The sequence below is a fragment of the Paraburkholderia sartisoli genome, from assembly GCF_900107685.1.
In the GTDB taxonomy this organism is placed as follows: Bacteria; Pseudomonadota; Gammaproteobacteria; order Burkholderiales; family Burkholderiaceae; genus Paraburkholderia; species Paraburkholderia sartisoli.
This window is the reverse complement of the sequence record NZ_FNRQ01000011.1, coordinates 79,055-98,417: the sequence shown is the minus strand read 5'-3', so window position 1 is coordinate 98,417 and position 19,363 is coordinate 79,055. Positions and strand designations below refer to the sequence as shown.

General features: G+C 63.2%; 13 protein-coding genes. All 13 read right to left on the bottom strand.

The genetic code is table 11. The annotated features are described in order from the left end of the window. Positions 1-89 precede the first annotated feature (89 nt). The 13 genes from BLV45_RS24775 to BLV45_RS24710 all read right to left on the bottom strand — a co-directional run bounded on the left by BLV45_RS24775 (position 90) and on the right by BLV45_RS24710 (position 19,023). Positions 90-1,385: an MFS family transporter gene (locus tag BLV45_RS24775; protein WP_090537596.1), complete on the bottom strand. Its 1,296-nt coding sequence runs from the start codon at positions 1,383-1,385 to the stop codon at positions 90-92. 923 nt (positions 1,386-2,308) lie between these two features. Continuing rightward, positions 2,309-3,988, bottom strand: coding sequence for a SpoVR family protein (locus tag BLV45_RS24770; RefSeq protein WP_090537594.1), 1,680 nt, complete (start codon positions 3,986-3,988; stop codon positions 2,309-2,311). Next, positions 3,985-5,256 (bottom strand): YeaH/YhbH family protein, encoded by a 1,272-nt coding sequence (locus tag BLV45_RS24765; RefSeq protein WP_090537592.1) that lies wholly within the window; start codon positions 5,254-5,256, stop codon positions 3,985-3,987. Before BLV45_RS24765 ends, BLV45_RS24770 begins: the two co-directional genes overlap by 4 nt. A 126-nt stretch (positions 5,257-5,382) precedes the next feature. Next, positions 5,383-7,305, bottom strand: coding sequence for a PrkA family serine protein kinase (locus BLV45_RS24760; protein ID WP_090537590.1), 1,923 nt, complete (start codon positions 7,303-7,305; stop codon positions 5,383-5,385). 632 nt (positions 7,306-7,937) lie between these two features. Further along, positions 7,938-8,699 (bottom strand): 2-keto-4-pentenoate hydratase, encoded by a 762-nt coding sequence (locus tag BLV45_RS24750; RefSeq protein WP_090537589.1) that lies wholly within the window; start codon positions 8,697-8,699, stop codon positions 7,938-7,940. 273 nt (positions 8,700-8,972) lie between these two features. Next, positions 8,973-10,742, bottom strand: a complete 1,770-nt coding sequence (locus BLV45_RS24745; RefSeq protein WP_090537588.1) for a methyl-accepting chemotaxis protein — start codon at positions 10,740-10,742, stop codon at positions 8,973-8,975. A 254-nt stretch (positions 10,743-10,996) separates the two neighbouring features. Beyond that, positions 10,997-11,923 (bottom strand): ribokinase, encoded by a 927-nt coding sequence (rbsK, locus tag BLV45_RS24740; protein WP_090537586.1) that lies wholly within the window; start codon positions 11,921-11,923, stop codon positions 10,997-10,999. 53 nt (positions 11,924-11,976) lie between these two features. After that, positions 11,977-13,026, bottom strand: coding sequence for a LacI family DNA-binding transcriptional regulator (locus tag BLV45_RS24735; protein ID WP_090537584.1), 1,050 nt, complete (start codon positions 13,024-13,026; stop codon positions 11,977-11,979). Between the two features lie 167 nt (positions 13,027-13,193). Then, on the bottom strand, positions 13,194-14,213 hold the full coding sequence (locus tag BLV45_RS24730) for an ABC transporter permease (protein WP_090537582.1): 1,020 nt from the start codon (positions 14,211-14,213) through the stop codon (positions 13,194-13,196). Beyond that, positions 14,213-15,805 (bottom strand): sugar ABC transporter ATP-binding protein, encoded by a 1,593-nt coding sequence (locus BLV45_RS24725; protein ID WP_090537579.1) that lies wholly within the window; start codon positions 15,803-15,805, stop codon positions 14,213-14,215. The genes BLV45_RS24730 and BLV45_RS24725 overlap by 1 nt, the downstream gene beginning before the upstream one ends. Positions 15,806-16,149: 344 nt before the next feature. Next, on the bottom strand, positions 16,150-17,106 hold the full coding sequence (locus BLV45_RS24720) for a sugar ABC transporter substrate-binding protein (protein WP_090537577.1): 957 nt from the start codon (positions 17,104-17,106) through the stop codon (positions 16,150-16,152). A 332-nt stretch (positions 17,107-17,438) separates the two neighbouring features. Continuing rightward, positions 17,439-18,416: a magnesium/cobalt transporter CorA gene (gene corA / locus BLV45_RS24715; RefSeq protein WP_090537575.1), complete on the bottom strand. Its 978-nt coding sequence runs from the start codon at positions 18,414-18,416 to the stop codon at positions 17,439-17,441. 163 nt (positions 18,417-18,579) lie between these two features. After that, the gene (locus BLV45_RS24710) at positions 18,580-19,023 is read right to left on the bottom strand and encodes a hypothetical protein (protein ID WP_090537573.1); all 444 of its coding nucleotides are present in this window, start codon (positions 19,021-19,023) and stop codon (positions 18,580-18,582) included. Positions 19,024-19,363 lie beyond the last annotated feature (340 nt).

The following is a 19,363-nucleotide window of genomic DNA, read 5'->3' as shown; positions in this document are numbered from 1 at the left end:
GGAAATGCCTGTCGCGGGACGTCAATAGAAAACGGCGGCGCCGGACATACCGGAGCCGCCGTTCTGACGCGCCGTGACGCGTGTGCTACTTACGGTTCGTTACGCAGATACCCTTCCTTGCTCGGGTCGCGCATGCGCAACGACACGAGGCCTGCGATCGCGCAAAGGGCGGTGACGTACCAGTAGAACATCGGTTCGCTGCCGGCCTGCTTGAGCCACAGTGCGACGTATTCCGCCGAGCCGCCGAAAATCGCGTTGGCGAGCGCATACGAGAGTCCCACACCCAGGGCGCGCACTTCCGCCGGGAACATTTCAGCCTTGATCAGGCCGCTGATCGACGTATAGAAGCTCACGATGGCGAGCGCCACCACGATCAGGCCGAATGCCGCGTACGGGCTCGTGATGTCCTTCAGCGTATGGAGCAGCGGCACCGTACCGATGGTGGCGAAAAGGCCGAACAGGATCATCGACGTGCGACGGCCGATACGGTCCGACAGTGCGCCGAAGAGCGGCTGCATGATCATGTAGACGAAGAGCGCGGCCGTCATCACGTTGCTGGCCGTTTTTGCCTGCATGCCTGCTGTGTTGACGAGGTACTTCTGCATGTAGGTGGTGAACGTGTAGAAAATCAGCGAGCCGCCGGCCGTGAAGCCGAGCACCGTTGCAAACGCGCCCTTGTGCGCCCACAGCCCGCGCAGCGTACCGGCTTCCTTGCGATGACGCATTTCGGCCGTCGTGGTTTCGTCGAGCGATTTACGCAGATAGAGTGCGACGAGTGCCACGAGCGCGCCGACGACGAACGGAATACGCCAGCCCCACGCCTTCAGTTCCGCGGTGGAGAGGGTTTGTTGCAGGATCACGAGCACCAGCAGCGCGCAGAGTTGCCCGCCGATCAGCGTGACGTACTGGAACGACGCGAAGAAGCCGCGACGGCCCTTGAGGGCGACTTCACTCATGTAGGTCGCGCTCGTGCCGTATTCACCGCCGACCGACAGCCCCTGGAACAGGCGCGCGACGAGCAGAAGCGCGGGCGCGAGCGCGCCGATCTGTGCATAGGTGGGCAGCACGGCGATCACGAGCGAGCCGCCGCACATCATGAACACCGAGACCATCATCGCGGTGCGGCGGCCTTTCTTGTCGGCGAGGCGGCCGAAGAACCAGCCACCGATCGGGCGCATCAGGAAGCCTGCTGCGAAGACACCTGCGGTGTTGAGGAGCTGCGTTGTCGTGTTGCCACTTGGGAAGAACGCTGGCGCGAAATACAGCGCGCAGAACGAGTACACGTAGAAGTCGAACCATTCGACGAGATTGCCTGACGAGGCACCGACGATGGCGAAGATGCGGCGACGGGTGTCGTGAGGCTGGAGGGTGGAGAGGTCGATCATCGGGTTTGCTTTTCCTTTCAGTGCTCTTTGGTTTTTTCTGGTCTGGGACTGTTTTTTTTGTTTGGCCTGCGGCCGGAATTTTACCGGATGTAAGGTTTTGGTTAAGAGATTTGTCGGCTTTTTGTTGGTATTTTTTGCTGCCGCGTTGGCCCCTGCGCGGGGCGGTATGCCGGGTTTTTCGTGCCGAAGCTCGTGTTTCCTTGGCCTTTCCTTGCATTCATGTCGGTCTATTAGCGTTGCCCCTGTGCGGGGCGGCACCTACTTTTCTTTGTCCCCCAAGGGGACTTCCTTCGGGGCGTCTTCCAAAGAAAAGTAGGCAAAAGAAAGGCGCCTCGAAAACTCACTTGTTCAAGGTGCGTCATCCCCGGGGAATGGCAACCCATGAAGTGTCGCCCTCGCGCTTCAGGCGGCATCGGTCCCCGCGCGATTTCGTCCCACGCGCGTTCAGTGCCTGTGACAAGGCGCTCATCCATCCCGCTTCGCGCGTCGCGCACGCGGACGGGTTCACCCGATGAGGGCGAACGAAACACGCCGGTCTACAAGGACCCTTCGTACCGGTTTATGCGCGGCTCGCGGGCAGGGGGTGATGCGCGGCAATCCCGCGTCACCGATCGGCGACGCACGCAGTGCGGAGCCGGGTGGATGACGGCTTTGTCACGGGAGGTACTGTGCGAGGGACGGTCCTGCGCGGGGACCAATGGAAGTTGACCTGTGAGGGCAACACTTCATGGGTTGCCATTCCCCACTGAAGATGCATCTTAAAAGAAATGAGCTGTCGAAGCGCCTTTCTTTTGCCTACTTTTCTTTGGAAGACGCCCCGAAGGAAGTCCCCTTGGGGGACAAAGAAAAGTAGGTGCCGCCCCGCACAGGGGCGACGCTAATAGACCGACATGAATTCAAGGAAAGGCCAAAAAAACAAAACATCAAGCCCTGACCAAGGGCGCCACATACCGACATTCATACCGCTTCCTCACCGTCCCACTCTCATCGACGCTTTCGAGAAACACATCAAACTGCCAGAGGCGAGCCATATGCTTTAAAACCTCTTCACTATCGCCAGACAGATGCCGGTTGTCGCTCATAAAATGCCGAAGCGTCAAACTCCGGTCGCCGCGTGTATTCACCGACCACACCTGAATATTCGGCTCACGATGATGCATGTCGTACTGCCGCGACAGCGCCTGCCTCACGTACTGATACCCGCTCTCATCGTGAATCGCCGAAACCTCGAGCGCGTCCCGCATGTCGTCATCGAGTACTGAAAAAAGCCGCATTTCACGAATCAGATGCGGCGACAGATACTGCGCGACAAAACTCTCGTCCTTGAAGTTGCGCATCGCGTAATGCAGCGACTCCAGCCACGGGCTGCCGGCCAGTTCAGGAAACCACTGCCGGTCTTCATCAGTCGGCGACTCGCAGATGCGCCGTATGTCGCTCATCATCGAAAAACCCAGTGCGTACGGATTGATGCCGCTGTAATACGGCTTCGTCACCGGCGGCTGGTACACGACGTTGCTGTGCGAATGGAGAAACTCCATCATGAAGCCGTCTTCCAGCTTGCCCTGGTTATAGAGCGTGTTGAGCAACGTGTAATGCCAGAACGTCGCCCATCCCTCGTTCATCACCTGCGTCTGCCGCTGCGGATAGAAATACTGCCCCACCTTGCGCACGATCCGGATCACTTCCCGTTCCCATGGCTCAAGCAACGGCGAATTCTTTTCCGCGAAATACAGCAGGTTTTCCTGCGGCTCGGGCGGATAGCGATCTTCCGTCTCTTCAGGCAACGCCTCCTTCTTCGAAGGCAACGTGCGCCACAGTTCATTCACCTGCGATTGCAGGTACGCCTCGCGCTCGCGACGCGCCACCGATTCCTTCGCCAGCGACAGCTTCTGCGGTCGCTTGTAACGGTCCACGCCGTAGTTCATCAACGCATGGCACGAGTCGAGTAGCTCCTCCACGCGATCAAGCCCAAAGCGTTCCTCGCATTCGGCAATGTAGTTTTTCGCGTAGACAAGGTAGTCGATGATCGCGTGGGCATCCGTCCAGAGCCGGAACAGATAGTTGCCCTTGAAAAACGAGTTGTGTCCGTACGCCGCGTGCGCGATGACAAGCGCCTGCATCGTCATCGTGTTCTCTTCCATCAGATACGCGATGCACGGATTCGAGTTGATGACGATCTCGTACGCAAGCCCCATCTGCCCGCGACGGTAGCTCTTCTCAGTGGAAAGATAATGCTTGCCGAACGACCAGTGCCGGTAATTGACCGGCATGCCGACGGACGCGTACGCGTCCATCATCTGTTCGGAACTGATGAGTTCGAGCTGGATAGGATACGTGTCGAGCCCATACTGCTCTGCAACATGGGAAATGTGCGTATCGTATTCTTCGATGAGCTCGAAGGTCCAGTCGGACGGGCACGGCAGAGGCCGTCTATCGGCAACGTTCATACGGACTTCCCTTTGCCCTTCCTCGGGCACCGCGGTTTGCCCAGGTGCTGCTGCTGCCCCGCCCGGCCCGGCGCTACCAGAATCCTTCTCCTTCGCGCCCTTGCCGCGCTCTGGCTTGTAGCCGCGCGATTCATTGTGCAGATGTCGTGTAGTCATGAGGACGCCACCTGCTTTTCGAACAGTTCCCGGAAGACCGGGTAGATATCCGCTGCCGTTTCCACTTTCTTCATCGCCATCTGCGGCGCGCTCTGCGCGAGCTGCGCATATTCGAGCCACAGGTTCTGCTCTTCAGGTGTGACCTGAATATACGCAAAATAGCGCACCTTGGTCAGAATGTCATCCGCCAGCATCTTGCGGCACTTCGGCGAATCGTCAGTCCAGTTGTCGCCATCCGATGCCTGAGCACCGTAAATATTCCATTCACTCGGCGAATACCGGTCCTCCATGACTTTCGTCATCAGCTCGAGCGCGCTCGACACCACCGTGCCGCCGCTCTCCGTCGAGTGGAAGAACGTGTCTTCGTCGACTTCCTCGGCGCGCGTGTGATGACGGATGAACACCACTTCGATCCGCTCGTAGTTGCGCTTGAGAAAGAGATACAACAGGATGAAAAAGCGCTTGGCGAGATCCTTGCGCTGCTCGTCCATCGAACCGGACACATCCATCAGACAGAACATCACCGCCTGGCTCGACGGCTCTGGCTGCTTCACGCGGTTCACATAACGCAGGTCGAACGGATCGATGAACGGAATGCGCCAGATACGGCCGCGCAGATGATGGATTTCCTCTTCGAGCAGCTTGATCTCGTCGCGACGGTCAGCCGGATCGGCCTTCATCTCCTCGAGCCGCTTTTCGAGTTCGTGCAGTTCGTTGACGAGCGGTGCGCCGAGCGCGATACGTCGTCCAAGCGCGCTGCGCAACGAGCGTACGACGTCGATGTTGTTCGGCGTGCCTTCGGCCGCCCAGCCCGCGCGAATGCTCTTCCATGTGGGCACGGCGAGCAGGTGTGTCTTCACGAGACGCGGCAGTTCGAGATCGTCGAAGAAGTACTGCATGAATTCTTCGCGGCTCAGCTCGAATACGAAGTCATCCTGCCCTTCGCCTTCGTTGCTCGCGTTGCTTCCGCCGCCCCCACCGCCTCCGCCGCCCGGGCGAGGAATCCTGTCGCCGCGGATGTAGTCGGCGTTGCCAGGGTGCACCATTTCACGCTTGCCGCCCGGGCCGTGCCGGAACGAGGGCTCCGCGATGTCCTTGCGCGGAATCGTGATGCTCTGCGTGTTCTGGATGTCCTTGATGCTGCGGTCGCGCACCGCTTCCGATACGGCGCGACGAATATAGTTTTTTACGCGACGCAGAAAACGTTCGCGATTTGCAATGCTCTTGTTCTTGCCTGCCAGCCTGCGGTCGATGATTTGATGAAGCACGCCCGGTCTCCCGCTCGAATTTCTGAAGCGCGAGACGCAAGTTGCGCATGCAACCTCATGTCCATGCGGCTTGCGCCTCGCAAGGTGCCCGCGCCGTTGCGCGACGCGGGCGGTACGCCTCGTGTGTCATGACGACTTGCGCACGCGCAGATACCAGTCGCACAGGAGCCGTACCTGCTTCGGCGTGTATCCCTTCGCGACCATCCGGTTGACGAAGTCCTCGTGCTTGCGCTGCTCCTCCGCCGATCCTTTCGCATTGAACGAGATGACCGGCAGCAGTTCTTCCGTGTTCGAGAACATCTTCTTTTCGATCACGACGCGCAGTTTCTCGTAGCTGATCCACGCGGGATTTTTCCCCGCATTCGCAGCACGCGCGCGCAGCACGAAATTGACGATCTCGTTGCGAAAGTCCTTCGGGTTGCTGATACCCGCGGGCTTTTCGATCTTCTCGAGTTCGGCGTTGAGCGCCGCGCGATCGAAGCTCTCGCCTGTGTCATGGTCGCGGAACTCCTGATCCTGAATCCAGAAGTCCGCATACGTCACGTAGCGGTCGAAGATGTTCTGCCCGTACTCGGAATACGACTCCAGATAAGCGGTCTGGATTTCCTTGCCGATGAACTCCGCGTAGCGCGAGGCCAGCACGTCCTTCACGAACGACAGATACTTCTGCTCCGTTTCCGGCGGGAACTGCTCGCGTTCGATCTGCTGTTCGAGCACGTACATCAGATGCACCGGATTGGCGGCGATTTCCGTCGAGTCGAAGTTGAACACGCGCGAGAGAATCTTGAACGCGAAACGGGTCGACACACCCGTCATGCCCTCGTCGACGCCCGCGAAATCACGGTACTCCTGGAACGACTTGGCTTTCGGATCGGTGTCCTTCAGGTTTTCGCCGTCGTACACCTGCATCTTCGAAAAGAGGCTCGAGTTTTCCGGCTCGTGCAGACGCGTCAGCACGGAGAACTGCGACATCATCTTCAACGTGCCCGGCGCACATACCGCGTTCGCCAGCGACGAATTGCGGATCAGCTTTTCGTAGATCTTCATTTCCTCGCCGTAGCGCAGGCAGTACGGCACCTTCACGACGAAGATACGATCGAGCAGCGCTTCGTTGTTGCGGTTGTTGCGGAACGCCTTCCATTCCGACTCATTCGAGTGGGCGAGGATGATGCCGTCGAACGGGATCGCGCCGAAGCCTTCCGTGCCCTTGAAGTTACCTTCCTGCGTGGCGGTGAGCAGCGGGTGCAGCACCTTGATCGGCGCCTTGAACATTTCGACGAATTCAAGCAGGCCCTGGTTCGCGAGACACAGGCCGCCGGAATAGCTGTAGGCGTCGGCGTCGTCCTGTGCATACTGTTCGAGCTTGCGAATGTCGACCTTGCCGACGAGCGAGGAAATATCCTGATTGTTTTCGTCGCCCGGTTCGGTCTTTGCAATGCCGATCTGCCGGAGAATCGACGGGAAGCGGCGCACAACGCGGAACTTGCGGATGTCACCGTTGTATTCGTGAAGGCGTTTGACCGCCCACGGGCTGAGAATGGTTTTGAGGTAGCGGCGTGGAATTCCGTACTGTTCTTCGAGGATCGGACCGTCCTCGTCGTAATCGAAGAGCCCGAGCGGCGACTCGTTCACGGGCGACCCCTTGATCGCATAGAACGGCACGCGTTCGGCCAGCTGCTTCAGGCGTTCCGCGATCGACGACTTGCCGCCGCCGACCGGCCCAAGCAGATACAGGATCTGCTTCTTTTCCTCGAGCCCCTGGGCCGAGTGCCGGAAATACGCGACCACCTGCTCGATCACGTCTTCCATACCGTAGAACTCACGGAACGCGGGGTATACCTTGATCACCTTGTTCGCGAAGATGCGCGACGTACGCGGATCGTTGCGCGTGTCGATCTGCTCGGGTTCCCCGATAGCCGTCAACATGCGTTCGCCCGCGGTGGCGTACGCGGCGGGATTGTCTTTGCAGAGCGCGAGATACTCCTCGAGCGAGAGTTCATCCTCCCGGGTTTTCTCGAAGCGGGCCGCGAAACTGCCGTAGATATCCATGCTACCTCCTCGCCGAAGTCTAGACCGATGTCGTGCGCGGCGCGCTAATCGGAAACAACATCGCTCGAATTCATCCTAAACCCTTTTAAATTTTTTTTCACGAACTACGTTACGAAAATCGGCTCGCAAACGCGTCGTTACATTCATCTCCTGGAAAAGCCATTTCGGGTCACCTACAATCTTCCGCCACGCGTCGATGTCGTGCGCGCCCCAACGCAGCATTCGAAGCGGCACTATCGCTGACATTCGCGCTGCCGGTACAGCAAAAACGTTTCTCGATCAGACAATCGCAAACACATGATGGTTCTGATGTCTGCGCACGCACATTACGTGCGCGACGCGTGTGCGCGACCACGCTCACCCGTGATGCATCGTGTCCGTGCTTCACCCATCCACGCCGCTGACGCCGCTTCTTTCCCTCAACGCGCGAGCGGAGTGGATGGTGTACATAAACGGGTTTACGGCAGCAACAGGCACGCGCTGCAACTTGATGCAGCGCCTGTTACTGTTTCGCATGACGGAGTGTGTAACAGCGAGGGGCAAGCGGACGCGTATTGCAGCGCATCGCGAGACGGGGCGGCTTCGTGCTCCCCGGTTATGCTCAAGACACCTTTAAGGCCCCCTTAGGAACCTTATGTCAGCACGATATCCACTTCACCGAGGCCGTAAATGTGTCCATGCACGGTGCCCGGCTCCTCGATGCGGTGGGCGCCGACGTACGTGCCGGTGGTGATGGTCCACTCGGGTTCGATTGCGATACCCATAGCGGCGCAATGGTTAACGAACCAGACGAGCAGTTCACGCGGATCGCCAGCCGGATTACCGGTTGCCCCGGACACGAGCGACGTGCCGTTGAAGGTCAGGTCCAGTTCAGGCGAAACGAAGTCGAACGTGCGCGCGAAGCCCGCGTAAGACACGGCTGGCCCCGTGATGAGCGCGCCGTTGTTCTGCGCGTCGGCCAGTTGCGCGAGCGGGGCGACCTCGGGCCATTCCGCGAAGCGGCTGTCGACGATCTCGATGGCGGGCAGCACGGCCCCTACGCGCGCGAGCACCTCGTCGCGCGCATAGGCGAGGTTGCGCGGCTCGATCGGTTCGGCGAAGCGAAAGGCGACCTCCAGCTCCAGCAACACGCGAAAGAACCCGCTATGGGCGATGCTCGCGGGCGAGGCGATCACGCAGGGCGCCGGAATCGGCGCCCCCGAGGCGGCCGCGCCTGGGCTCTTTGCACCGATTTTCCAGCCGCCCGTGGTGGTGCCCAGTCCGGCGATGACAGCCTGCTGGATCGCGTAGGCGCTGGCCGCATCGGGTGGCAGGCTGTCCAGCGGTACCCGTTCGAGCGGGCGATGCTGCTGGCGCGCTTTCACGAGGCGTGTGGCGAGGTCGTATTGGGTCATACAGGATCCCTTCCAGCCAGGCTATCGCACCTGAATGTGATTGACGACGTATTCACTGCGTTGGAGTGGCATGATGCCCTGGACGGGCTCACCCATTCATGCCGCGAGAGCAACCTTCGCGCCCGACAATGTACCGGAAGCGCGTCGATCCTGGGTCACGTCATTATTCCGAATGGCGAAAAAAAGACCGTGATTACCAGCGCAAGCCAGCAACCACGGTCGTTCGATGGACCCTGCATGTGGCGCCGCCACGCTGCGGGGGTGCCGTGTTCTTCAGAAGGTTTCCCAGTCCTTGTCGCTGCCTGCCGCGGCCATGGCCGGAGCGCGCGGCGCCGCGACAGGTGCCGCTGCAGGCGCCGGTGCGGCGCTGGCGGGCCTCGCCGGCGCCATCGACGCCACTGATGCCATCTTGCGGGCCTGCACCGCCGTCGCCTGATGCGCCGGCTTGCGTGCCGCCGCCGTGACGCCCGCGAGGCCCGAGACGCCCGCGCTGGCCGGACCATCTTCCAGATGAAATACCGCGACGGCCGTACGCAGCTTGCCCGCCTGATCTTCCAGCGACTGCGCCGCGGCCGCTGCTTCCTCGACGAGCGCCGCGTTCTGCTGGGTCGCCTCGTCCATCTGCGTCACGGCCCGTGCGACCTGGTCGATGCCGCCGCTCTGCTCTTCCGAGGCCGCGGCAATTTCGCCCATGATGTCGGTCACGCGCTGCACCGCACCGATGATCTCGGTCATCGTGCGGCCCGCCTCGTCCACGAGCGCCGAGCCCGACTGAACGCGTTCCACCGACGTGTCGATCAGCGCCTTGATCTCCTTGGCCGCCGCCGACGAGCGTTGCGCGAGGCTGCGCACCTCGCCCGCCACGACCGCGAACCCGCGGCCTTCCTCGCCGGCACGGGCCGCTTCGACGGCCGCGTTCAGCGCCAGGATGTTGGTCTGGAACGCGATCCCTTCGATGATCGAGATGATGTCGGCGATCTTCGTCGAGCTCTGGTTGATGTCGCCCATCGTGTCGACGACCTGCCCCACCACGGCATTGCCCTTGTTCGCGATCTCCGATGCATTGGCGGCCAGCGCGCTCGCCTGGCGGGCATTGTCGGCGTTCTGCTTGACGGTGCCCGTGAGCTCTTCCATGCTCGCCGCCGTTTCCTGCAGCGCGGAAGCCTGCTCTTCCGTACGCGAGGACAGGTCGATGTTGCCGGCGGCGATCTGGCGCGTCGCCGTGGCGATCGATTCGCTGCCCGTGCGCACCGAGCGCACGGTCTCGATCAGGCTGCGCTGCATCCGGCCGACGCCTTCGAGCAGCAGGCCCATTTCGTCGCGCGAGCGCACCACGATCGGGCGACGCAGGTCGCCGGCGGCGATCGCGTCGAAGTGCCCGATGGCGTCGGCAAGCGGACGGGCAATCGCGCCGCGCAGCGTGAAGTACGAAAAGAGCGCTGCCAGCAAACCGGCGACAATCGCCACCGCGGTCACGATGCGAAACGTCGCGAAGCTCGACTGCGCGGCGTCGTAGCCCTCTTTCGCCTGCTTGAACTGGAGCTTGCCGAGCGTCTCGTCGGCTGCCGACAGTTCGACGTGCGCTGCCTGCAACTGTTTGGCCAGATCGAGAAGCTTTGCCTGGTCGCCGGCCGTGACCGCCGCGGCGAACGCGTCCGCGACCTGATATTCGGCCGCGCGCTTGACGACGACATCCTGCGCGAGGCGGTTGTCTTCAGGCCCGCGCGGCAGTTCCATGTACTTCTTCCACGCCTCTTCAGACATCGAGCGCATCAGACGCGCGCGCTCGAGGGTCTTGAGCGCGTCCGGCGTGCCGATCTGGAAGGCGGCACGGTCGAGCGCGAGGCGCTCCCGCGCGACGTACAGCTCAGCGGTGCCGATGTTCTTCGCGCTCGGCATCTGGTCGGTGAACGTGCTGCGATATGCGTCGTTCGCCTGGCTCATGCCGGAAAGACCGAGCAGGCCGATGGCGATCAACAGCGCGGCGAGGAACGCCATCGTCAAACCAATGCGCGTCTTGATGGTGATGCCCTTGTTCAACATGCTTCTTCCCGTGTGCCATCGGATGAGAATTCGCATGCGTGGTATCTGGATCCGCCGCGCACACGTTTGCTCCGGCGTAGATACCGTCGCTTGGACGTGTTTACGGCACGCCTGAACAGGACTTGAAGTTTTTATCTCGTCTGATTCATGTTGCGGCGCATCGAGGTACATATTACAAAACGCCATCATCCAGATGGCCGTTTGTCAGCCGGCAGATCAGACGTTGGCCGGCGCGCCGCTGAAGGACGGTCCGGTTAGCCCGTCACTTCCGCGCGATGCGGAATCGAAGGCTGCGCACCTTCGCGCGTGACCGAGAGCGCCGCGGCCCGCTGCGCGAACCGGATGGCCGCGTCGACCGGCGCACCAGCCGCGAGCTGCGCCGCGAGGCCGCCGATGAACGTGTCGCCCGCCGCTGTCGTATCGACGGCTTTCACCTTCGGCGCGGCGTAGTGCGCGGATTCACCACTTTCCAGCGCGACGTGGACGCCCTGCGCACCCAGCGTAACGAGCACGTTGCGCGCGCCCGCCTCGCGCAGCGCCGCCGCGGCCACGGCGGCTTCCTCGGGCGTGCCGGCCGGCAGGCCGGTCAGGGTCGCCGCCTCGAGTTCGTTCGGAATCAGGTAATCGACGAGCGGAAGCCAGTCGGCCGGCAAGGGGCCGACCGCCGGCGCCGGATTCAGGATGACGGTCCTGCCCATGCGCCGCGCGGTCGCAAGCGCCGCCCTGACGGTCTCGGGAGGCGTTTCCAGCTGGCACACGACGACATCCGCGGCGGCCAGCGCCGCTTCGTGGCGCGCGATGCTCGCGGGTGTGACTTCGCCGTTGCTGCCGGCCACGATCACGATCGCGTTCTGGCTGCCGTCGTCGACGATGATGAGCGCGACGCCCGTGGACGTGACATCGCTGGTTTCGAGCGCCGCGCAGTCGATGCCTTCGGCTTCGAGGCCGGCGCGCAACTGTGCGCCGTTCGCGTCGGCGCCGACGCACCCGATCATCGCGACCTGCGCGCCGAGCCGCGCAGCGGCGACGGCCTGATTGCCGCCCTTGCCGCCCGCGACCTGCGCGAACGCGTGTCCGGCGAGCGTCTCGCCCGGGCGCGGCAGGCGCGGCGCACGCGCGACGAGATCCATGTTCAGGCTGCCCACCACGGCAACCCGGCCGCGCGTTGCTTCTGTTGCCACTTCTCTCTCCCTCAGTCTTTCAGAATCGCGATGCCGCGCGGCAACCCGTGTGCTCAGGGCTTGCCCGCGTGGCTGCCGGCCGCGGCGTGACGGCGCGATGCGCTCATGAACGCCGAAGTCGACTCGCGGATGATCAGCCGCGGCGCCACGACGCGCCGGCGGGTGGGCGCGTCGGCGGCGCCCGTGATGCGTTCGAGCAGCGTCTGCGCGGCCATGTCGCCGAGCGCGCGCACCGATTGTCCGACCGTCGACAGCGCCGGATACGTGAAGCGTCCCAGTTCGATGTCGTCGAAGCCGATGATCGAGCAGTCGCGCGGCACGCTGATGCCGCGCTCGGCCGCGGCGCGCAGCGCGCCGATGCCCATCATGTCGTTGCCCGCGAAAATCGCGCTCGGGGCCACCGTGTTGAACAGCTGGCTCGCGGCGCGATGGCCGCCCATCCCCGAAAAATCGCTTTCGACGATCGCGCCCGCCGGAATTTCGATGCCGCGCTCCGTCATCGCGCGAATGAAGCCGTGTACGCGCATCGCGCTCACCGCCGTTTCGACGGGGCCCGTGATGCAGCCGACCCGCGCATGGCCGAGTTCGAGCAGATGCCGCGTCGCCAGATAGGCGCCCTTTTCATGGTCGATCTGAACCAGGTCGGCGTTGAGCCCCTCGACGTTGCGATCGACGATCACGAGCGGCTCGCGCGCGTCGGCAAGACTCTGCGCGAGCACGGAGTCGTCGCCGGCCGAGGCGATGATCAGCCCGTCGATGCGCTTTTCCTGCAGCACGCGCAGGTAGTTGCGCTGCTTCGCGGGATCGTCGTCGGAATTGCAGAAGAACACGCAGTAGCCGTTGCGCGCGCAACCGTCCTCGACGCCGCGCGCAAGCTCCGCGAAATACGGATTCGTGCTGTTCGGCACCACGAGACCGATCGTCGCGGTGGCGCGCGCCTTCAGCGAACGCGCGACCGCCGACGGCACATAGTGCAGCTGGCTGATCGCGCGCTCCACCTTCGCGCGCACGTCGGCCGACACCGGCCGCGAATTGTTGACCACATGCGACACCGTCGTAAACGACACGCCGGCCACGGCCGCCACATCCTTGATCGTCGCCATAACCCGTTCCTCTCCTGCTCGTTCTTGTCGCTGACCGGTCTGTCACGCAATGCGTTCACGCATACCCGCCGGCTTTCTCAATCGATGACTGGCCCCAGTTTCATTTTGCTTCGACTGCCACTGCCTTTGTCACTACAGCTGTTGCTATCCCCGCCTGCAACCTCGCGTCACGCCTTGCGTTTGCGGCGGCTGCGATACGTGTCGAGCACGACCGCGACCACGATCACCGACCCGGTGATGATGCGCTTGGTCGGCTCGTTCGCGCCGATCTGCGCGAGTCCGGCTGCCAGCACCGAGATGATCAACACGCCGAAAAACGTGCTGATCACCGAGCCGCGCCCGCCCATCAGGCTCGTTCCGCCGATCACCACGGCGGCGATCACCTGCAGTTCGAGCCCGACGCCCGCGTTCGGATCCGCCGCCTCGAGCCGCGAGATCTGGAACAGCGCAGCCAGCCCCGACAGCGCGCCCATCAGCGCGAACACAATGACCTTGTAAGGCCGCGGATTGACACCCGCGAGCCGCACCGCCTCCTCGTTCGTGCCGATGCCGACCAGGTAGCGGCCAAACACGGTACGCGTGAGCACGAACTGCGCGACGATCATCACCGCCACCGCGATCAGGAACGCCGGCGAGATGCCGACGGCGATCGGGTTCGACAGAAAGTCGAAGGCATCGCCGATGTAGGCCGTGCGCGAGTTCGTCATCTGGTACGCGAGGCCGCGCGCGGCTTCCAGCACGCCCAGCGATACGATAAACGACGGAATTCGCCAGCCAACCGTGACCGCGCCCGTGACCGTGCCCGTCAGCGCGGCGGCCGCGAGGCCGATCAGCGCCGCGGGAAACGCGCCCCAGCCCCATTTCAGCGCGGCCACGCTCACCACCGAGGCGCCGAGCGCCAGCACCGAGCCCACCGACAGGTCGATCCCGGCGATGATCAGCACGAACGTCATGCCAACCGACATCACGACGAGATCGGGAATCTGGTTGGCGATCGTGACGAACGTCTCGTACGTCAGGAAATGCGCGCTCAGCACCGAGAAGAGCGCGATCATCGCCAGCAGCGCGCCGGCGAGACCCAGGTAATTCGACAGGCCGAGGCGCGTCCCGGCTGGCTTGCCGGCCGGCACCGGCGCCGACGGATCATCCGGCGGCGCGGCGTCTGGCTGGTTCGTCAGATTTGTCATCACATACTCCCTGCTTCATTCGTTTCGGGTGCGTGGAGCAGCGCCTCGCGACTCCGGTAACCGGCGAACGCCGCTGCGAGCAGCGCGTCCTGCGACCAGTCGTCCCGGTTGAAAATCCCGGTCATCCGTCCCGCCGACATCACGCCGATCCGGTCGCAGATCAGCATCAGCTCGCGCAGGTCGCTCGACACCACGACGAGCGCCCGGCCCTCGCGCGCAAGCGCGCCCATCAGGCCGTAGATATCGAACTTCGCGCCGACGTCGATGCCGCGGGTCGGTTCGTCGAACAGCAGCACCTTGCAGTCGCGCGCGAGCCAGCGGCCGATCACCACCTTCTGCTGGTTGCCGCCCGACAGCTCGCCGACCGGTTGCGCGGGCCCGGCGCTGCGAATCCGCATCGCCTGGATCTGCTTCATCGCGAGCGCGTTTTCGCGTTTCGCGTCGACCACGCCATGACGCGCGACGCTGCCGACGTTGCCCAGCGACACGTTCGCGGCGATCGGCAGCGGCAGCAGCAGGCCTTCGCCCTTGCGGTCCTCGGTGATGAGCGCGATGCCCTCGCGCACCGCGTCGGACGGCGTCGCGATCCGCACCGGCAGCGGCGCCGCGCCCGGCGTGGGCGCGAGCGATACCGTGCCGTGATCCTTCACGTCGGCGCCGTAAATCAGCCGCATCAGTTCCGTGCGGCCCGCGCCGATCAGCCCGCTCACGCCGAAAATCTCGCCGGCGCGCACCTCGAACGACACGTCGCGCACGACGTCGCCGCGGCCCATGCCTTCCACCTTCAGAAGCGGCGCGCCGATGTTTCGCACGCCGAGATCGATGCGCTCGCCGATCTCGCGGCCCACCATCAGCGTGACGATCTGGTCGCTCGTCAGGTTCGCCATCCGGTCCACGTGTACCAGCCTGCCGTCGCGCAGGATCGCGATCTGTTCAGCGACACGCGCCAGCTCCTCGAGCCGGTGCGAGATGTAGACGAGCGCCACGCCGCGCGCTTTCAGCCGTGCGATCTGCTCGAACAGCAGGTCGACTTCGCGCGAGGTCAGCATCGCGGTCGGTTCGTCGAGAATCAGCACGCGGCAATCGCCGATCAGGTTGCGCGCGATCTCGACCATCTGCTGGTGCCCGATGCCGAGTTCGCCGACGAGCGTGTCCGGATCGATCGCATCGAGCCCGACCTGCGCCATCGCCTCGCGCGCGTTTTCGCGCAGCCTGCGGCGGTCGATCCAGCCGAGGCGCAGCAACCCGCTTTGCGGCAGGCGGTTCAGGAACAGGTTTTCCGCCACCGAGAGCGTCGGCAGCAGGTTCAGCTCCTGCATCACCATCCGTACGCCAAGTGCCTCCGCCGCGCTCCGGCTGACGGGCGCGTACGCGCTGCCGCCGAGGCGCATCGTGCCGGTCGTCGGATCGACCAGTCCGCCGATGATTTTCGACAGCGTGCTCTTGCCGGCACCGTTCTCGCCGGTGAGCGCCAGCACCTCGCCTGCATGCAGGTCGAGGTCGACACTGGCGAGCACCGGTTCGACATACGTCTTGCCGATGCCGGTGACGGATAAAATGGCCGGCTGGGCTTCGTGAGCAGTCAGATCCATCGCAATCCTGTTCTTGCAGCGTCCACGCCGGCTTTCGTGCCGGTTTTCGCGTCATACCCTGCCGCGAAACGAAGGCCAGTGGCCGGCTGCCGGGGTCATGGTTACAGGGCTTTCGGCCTTGCAGGCGGGCCGGAAGCCGTGCTTCAGGCGCAGACCCGCTCGCGTGACCGAACCATGCGGCGCCCCTTCCGGCATGGATGGGTACGCGCGGTGCCGCTGGCTGTCGCCATGACGTCTATCTTTGCAATAACGGCAGCGGCGCGCCTTTCTTGAGCGTACGTTGAAAAGCGGCGCCGGCTCACGGTTCCCCGTGGAGCCAGGCGCCGTCGCCGCTTTCCTGCGATTTACTTCGTGACGAGGTCGACCGGCGTTTCAACCACGCCGGACAGCTCCGACTGCTTCTTGTGCTCGCTGAGCGCCTTCAGCGCGGTGTCGATGCCGAACACGGCCTGCTTTGCCGCGTACTGGTCGGCGGTGGCGAGCACGCGGCCGTCCTTCAGCATCGGCTTGATCGCGTTGATGTCGTCATAGCCGACCACATAGACCTTGCCCTGCTTGCCCGCCGCACGCACCGCCGACACGGCGCCGATCGCCATGTTGTCGTTGCCGGCCAGCAGCGCCTTGATGTTCGGATGCTCGCTCAGCATCGCCGAGGCGACCGCGTTGCCCTTGTCGATTTCCCATTCGCCCGACTGCACGGACACGACCTTCGCGCCGACCGTCTGCATCGCGTCCTTGAAGCCCGCTGTGCGTTGCTGCGCGTTGGTGGTCGTCGACACGCCTTCGATGATCCCGACTTCGTCACCGGCCTTCAGCTTCTTCGCGAGAAAGTCGCCGACCTTCTGCGCGCCCTTGCGGTTATCCGGGCCGACGAACGGCACGTTGAGGTCCTTCGACTTCAGCACGTCCGGATCGAGCCGGTTGTCGATGTTCACGACAATGATGCCGGCGTCGACGGCCTTCTTCACGACCGGTACGAGCGCCTTCGAATCAGCCGGTGCGAGCACGATCGCATCCACCTTCGACACGATCATCTGCTCGACGATGCGGATCTGGTTCGCGGTATCGGTCTCGTCCTTGATGCCGTTCGTGATCAGGTCGAAGTTGTTGGGATTGTGTTTCTGGTAGTCCTTCGCGCCGGTTTCCATGGTGAGGAAGAACTCGTTGGCGAGGGACTTCATGACGAGCGCGACCTTCGGCTTGTGGGCCGCCTGCGCGTATGCGCCTGACATCGGCAGAACGGCGGCGGCGGTGAGCACGACAGTGGCCGCCAGGACGCGGCGACGAATGCGGTGGTTCATGCGTATCTCCTGTTGTTGGCTCCGTGCGAGCCGTATTTGTGATTGTGCGCAAACGTTTGCGAGGCCTATTCTCAACGCAGCCTGCCGGAGATGTCAACGGCAGGCGGTGCTGCAGCGCACACGTCCCGCAGCGCGCGTGCCGCATGCAACCCATGGGGTCGCCGTGGTATGCCACGAGGCTACGTTCTGACGAGATATCCCGTCCGGTGCATGGTTGTACGCCGGCGGGCCGCTTATGCTGGCCCTTTATTGCGTGCGGTGCAAGCACGAAGCGCACGACAATGACGCCGGTCATGGTCGCGAGCTGCGCTGCGGGTGCAACGCGACCGCGTTCACAGCCAGTTGGCTTTCTTGAAGCGCCAGTACAGGAACCCGTCGAGCAGCGCCATCACCGCCACGCACGCTGGATAGCCGTATTGCCAGTGCAGCTCGGGGATCTCCTGGAAATTCATCCCGTAGATACCGGCGATCATCGTGGGCACCGCGAAAAGCGCGGCGAACGAACCAAGGCGTTTGGTCACTTCGTTCTCGGCGAGCGAGATCATGCCGAGATTGACCTGCACGGCGGTGACGATCATGTCGCGACGGCCTTCGATCGTGCGCACGATCCGGTCGAGGTGGTCGTAGACGTCGCGAAAGTACGCCTGCATGCCCTGGCAGATCGCCGGAATACGCCCGCCCGTCAACTGGCCGATGCCTTCGAGAAGCGGCGCGATGTGATGTTCGAGCAGCACGAGACGGCGCTTCAACGCATACAGGTCCTCGATGATCGCGCGCGACGCGGCGAGGGTGTGCTTGCCGAAGATGCGGTCCTCGATCTCCTCGATTTCGGCGCCGATCTTTTCGAGAACCGGAAAGTAACGGTCGACGAGGTTGTCGGCGAGCGCGTACAGCACGAACGCCGAACCTTCCTTGAGCAGATTCGGCTCGCGCTCGCAGCGCGCGCGCACTTCCTGGAAGCCGAGGCGGCTCCGGTTGCGCACCGAGAGCACATAGTTCGGACCGACGAATACGTCCATTTCGCCGATCAGCAGCTCGCCCTCCTCGTCCATTTCGATGGTGTGCATCACCGCGAACAGCGAGTCGCCGTATTCCTCGATTTTCGGGCGCTGATGGCCGTTGCGGACGTCTTCGATCGCCAGTTCATGCAGGCCGAACTCGTGCTTCATCACGTCGAGCTCGCCGGGGCCCGGATCCTTCAATGCGACCCAGACGAAGCATTCGGGCTTGGCCACATAAACGCTGATGTCGTCGACCTCGATGTCGGCCAGTTTCCGGCCGTCCTGGTATGCAGCACAGTTGATCAGCATCGTTTCATTACCTTGATAACAGCGGCCGACGGGCCGCGGCCGCACATGCGCGCGGCGGGTCCGGATACGGCGAAGGGGGCGGCCATCATGTTACGGACTATTCGCGTGAAACGCGCGTCGAAGTTGCATCGTGCCGACAGGTGGCGGCCCTCGTCACGTCCCGTCACTTCGGCACGCGCCGCAACTGGATGCGATGATCCGGGTTGAACGTGACACTCGCGTGGTTCGTGTAGCGGTCCGTGACCATGAACTGCATCTCGACGACGGGATCGAATTGCGTCGACACGGCGATCCGGTGCATGCCCGGGCTGAGATAGAAGATCACGCGCTCGCCGTTCATCAGATCGGTGACCTGCTCGCCGTCGACATACACGAGCGCGTCGCGAAAGCGGATCACGACGTCGCCCGAGCGCTCGCGCCGGACGTCGACCGCGATCTTGCCGGCTTCGGGCTGCGTGTAGCCAGGCTTGACGATGCGCGCGACAGGCACGTCCTTATACGGAACGGGCCCGGCCGGCTCCGAGGCGCAGCCTGCCAGCGCGGCCGCGCATGCCACGAGCGTGGCGCTCACGGCGAACTTCCATGCAACCGGCAAACGCAACGGCATGTCGGTCTCCCCTGTTTTCGTTTCGTGGTCAGGTAATCGCAAGCGGCCATGTGCGGCGCCTGCTCTGCGCCATTCGATCGACGTCCATGATACCTGCGGGGCCTGTGTTTCAGGCAACCCCCGGGTGATCCTGGGCGACCCCGTCGGGGGAACGGTCGGCGTTCGGGCCTCTTGCGCGGCCTGCGCTTCCTGGTCATGATCGCTTCATGCCCGCCGGACGCGTCGCGCGTCAGGCAGCCCTGCCGACTGCAATAACTTGCATGGGACATGCGACCATCTTGAGACGAGCAATGTCACGCGTAATGGAAGTCCGACTGCCAGGGTGTGTGGGTGCGAACAA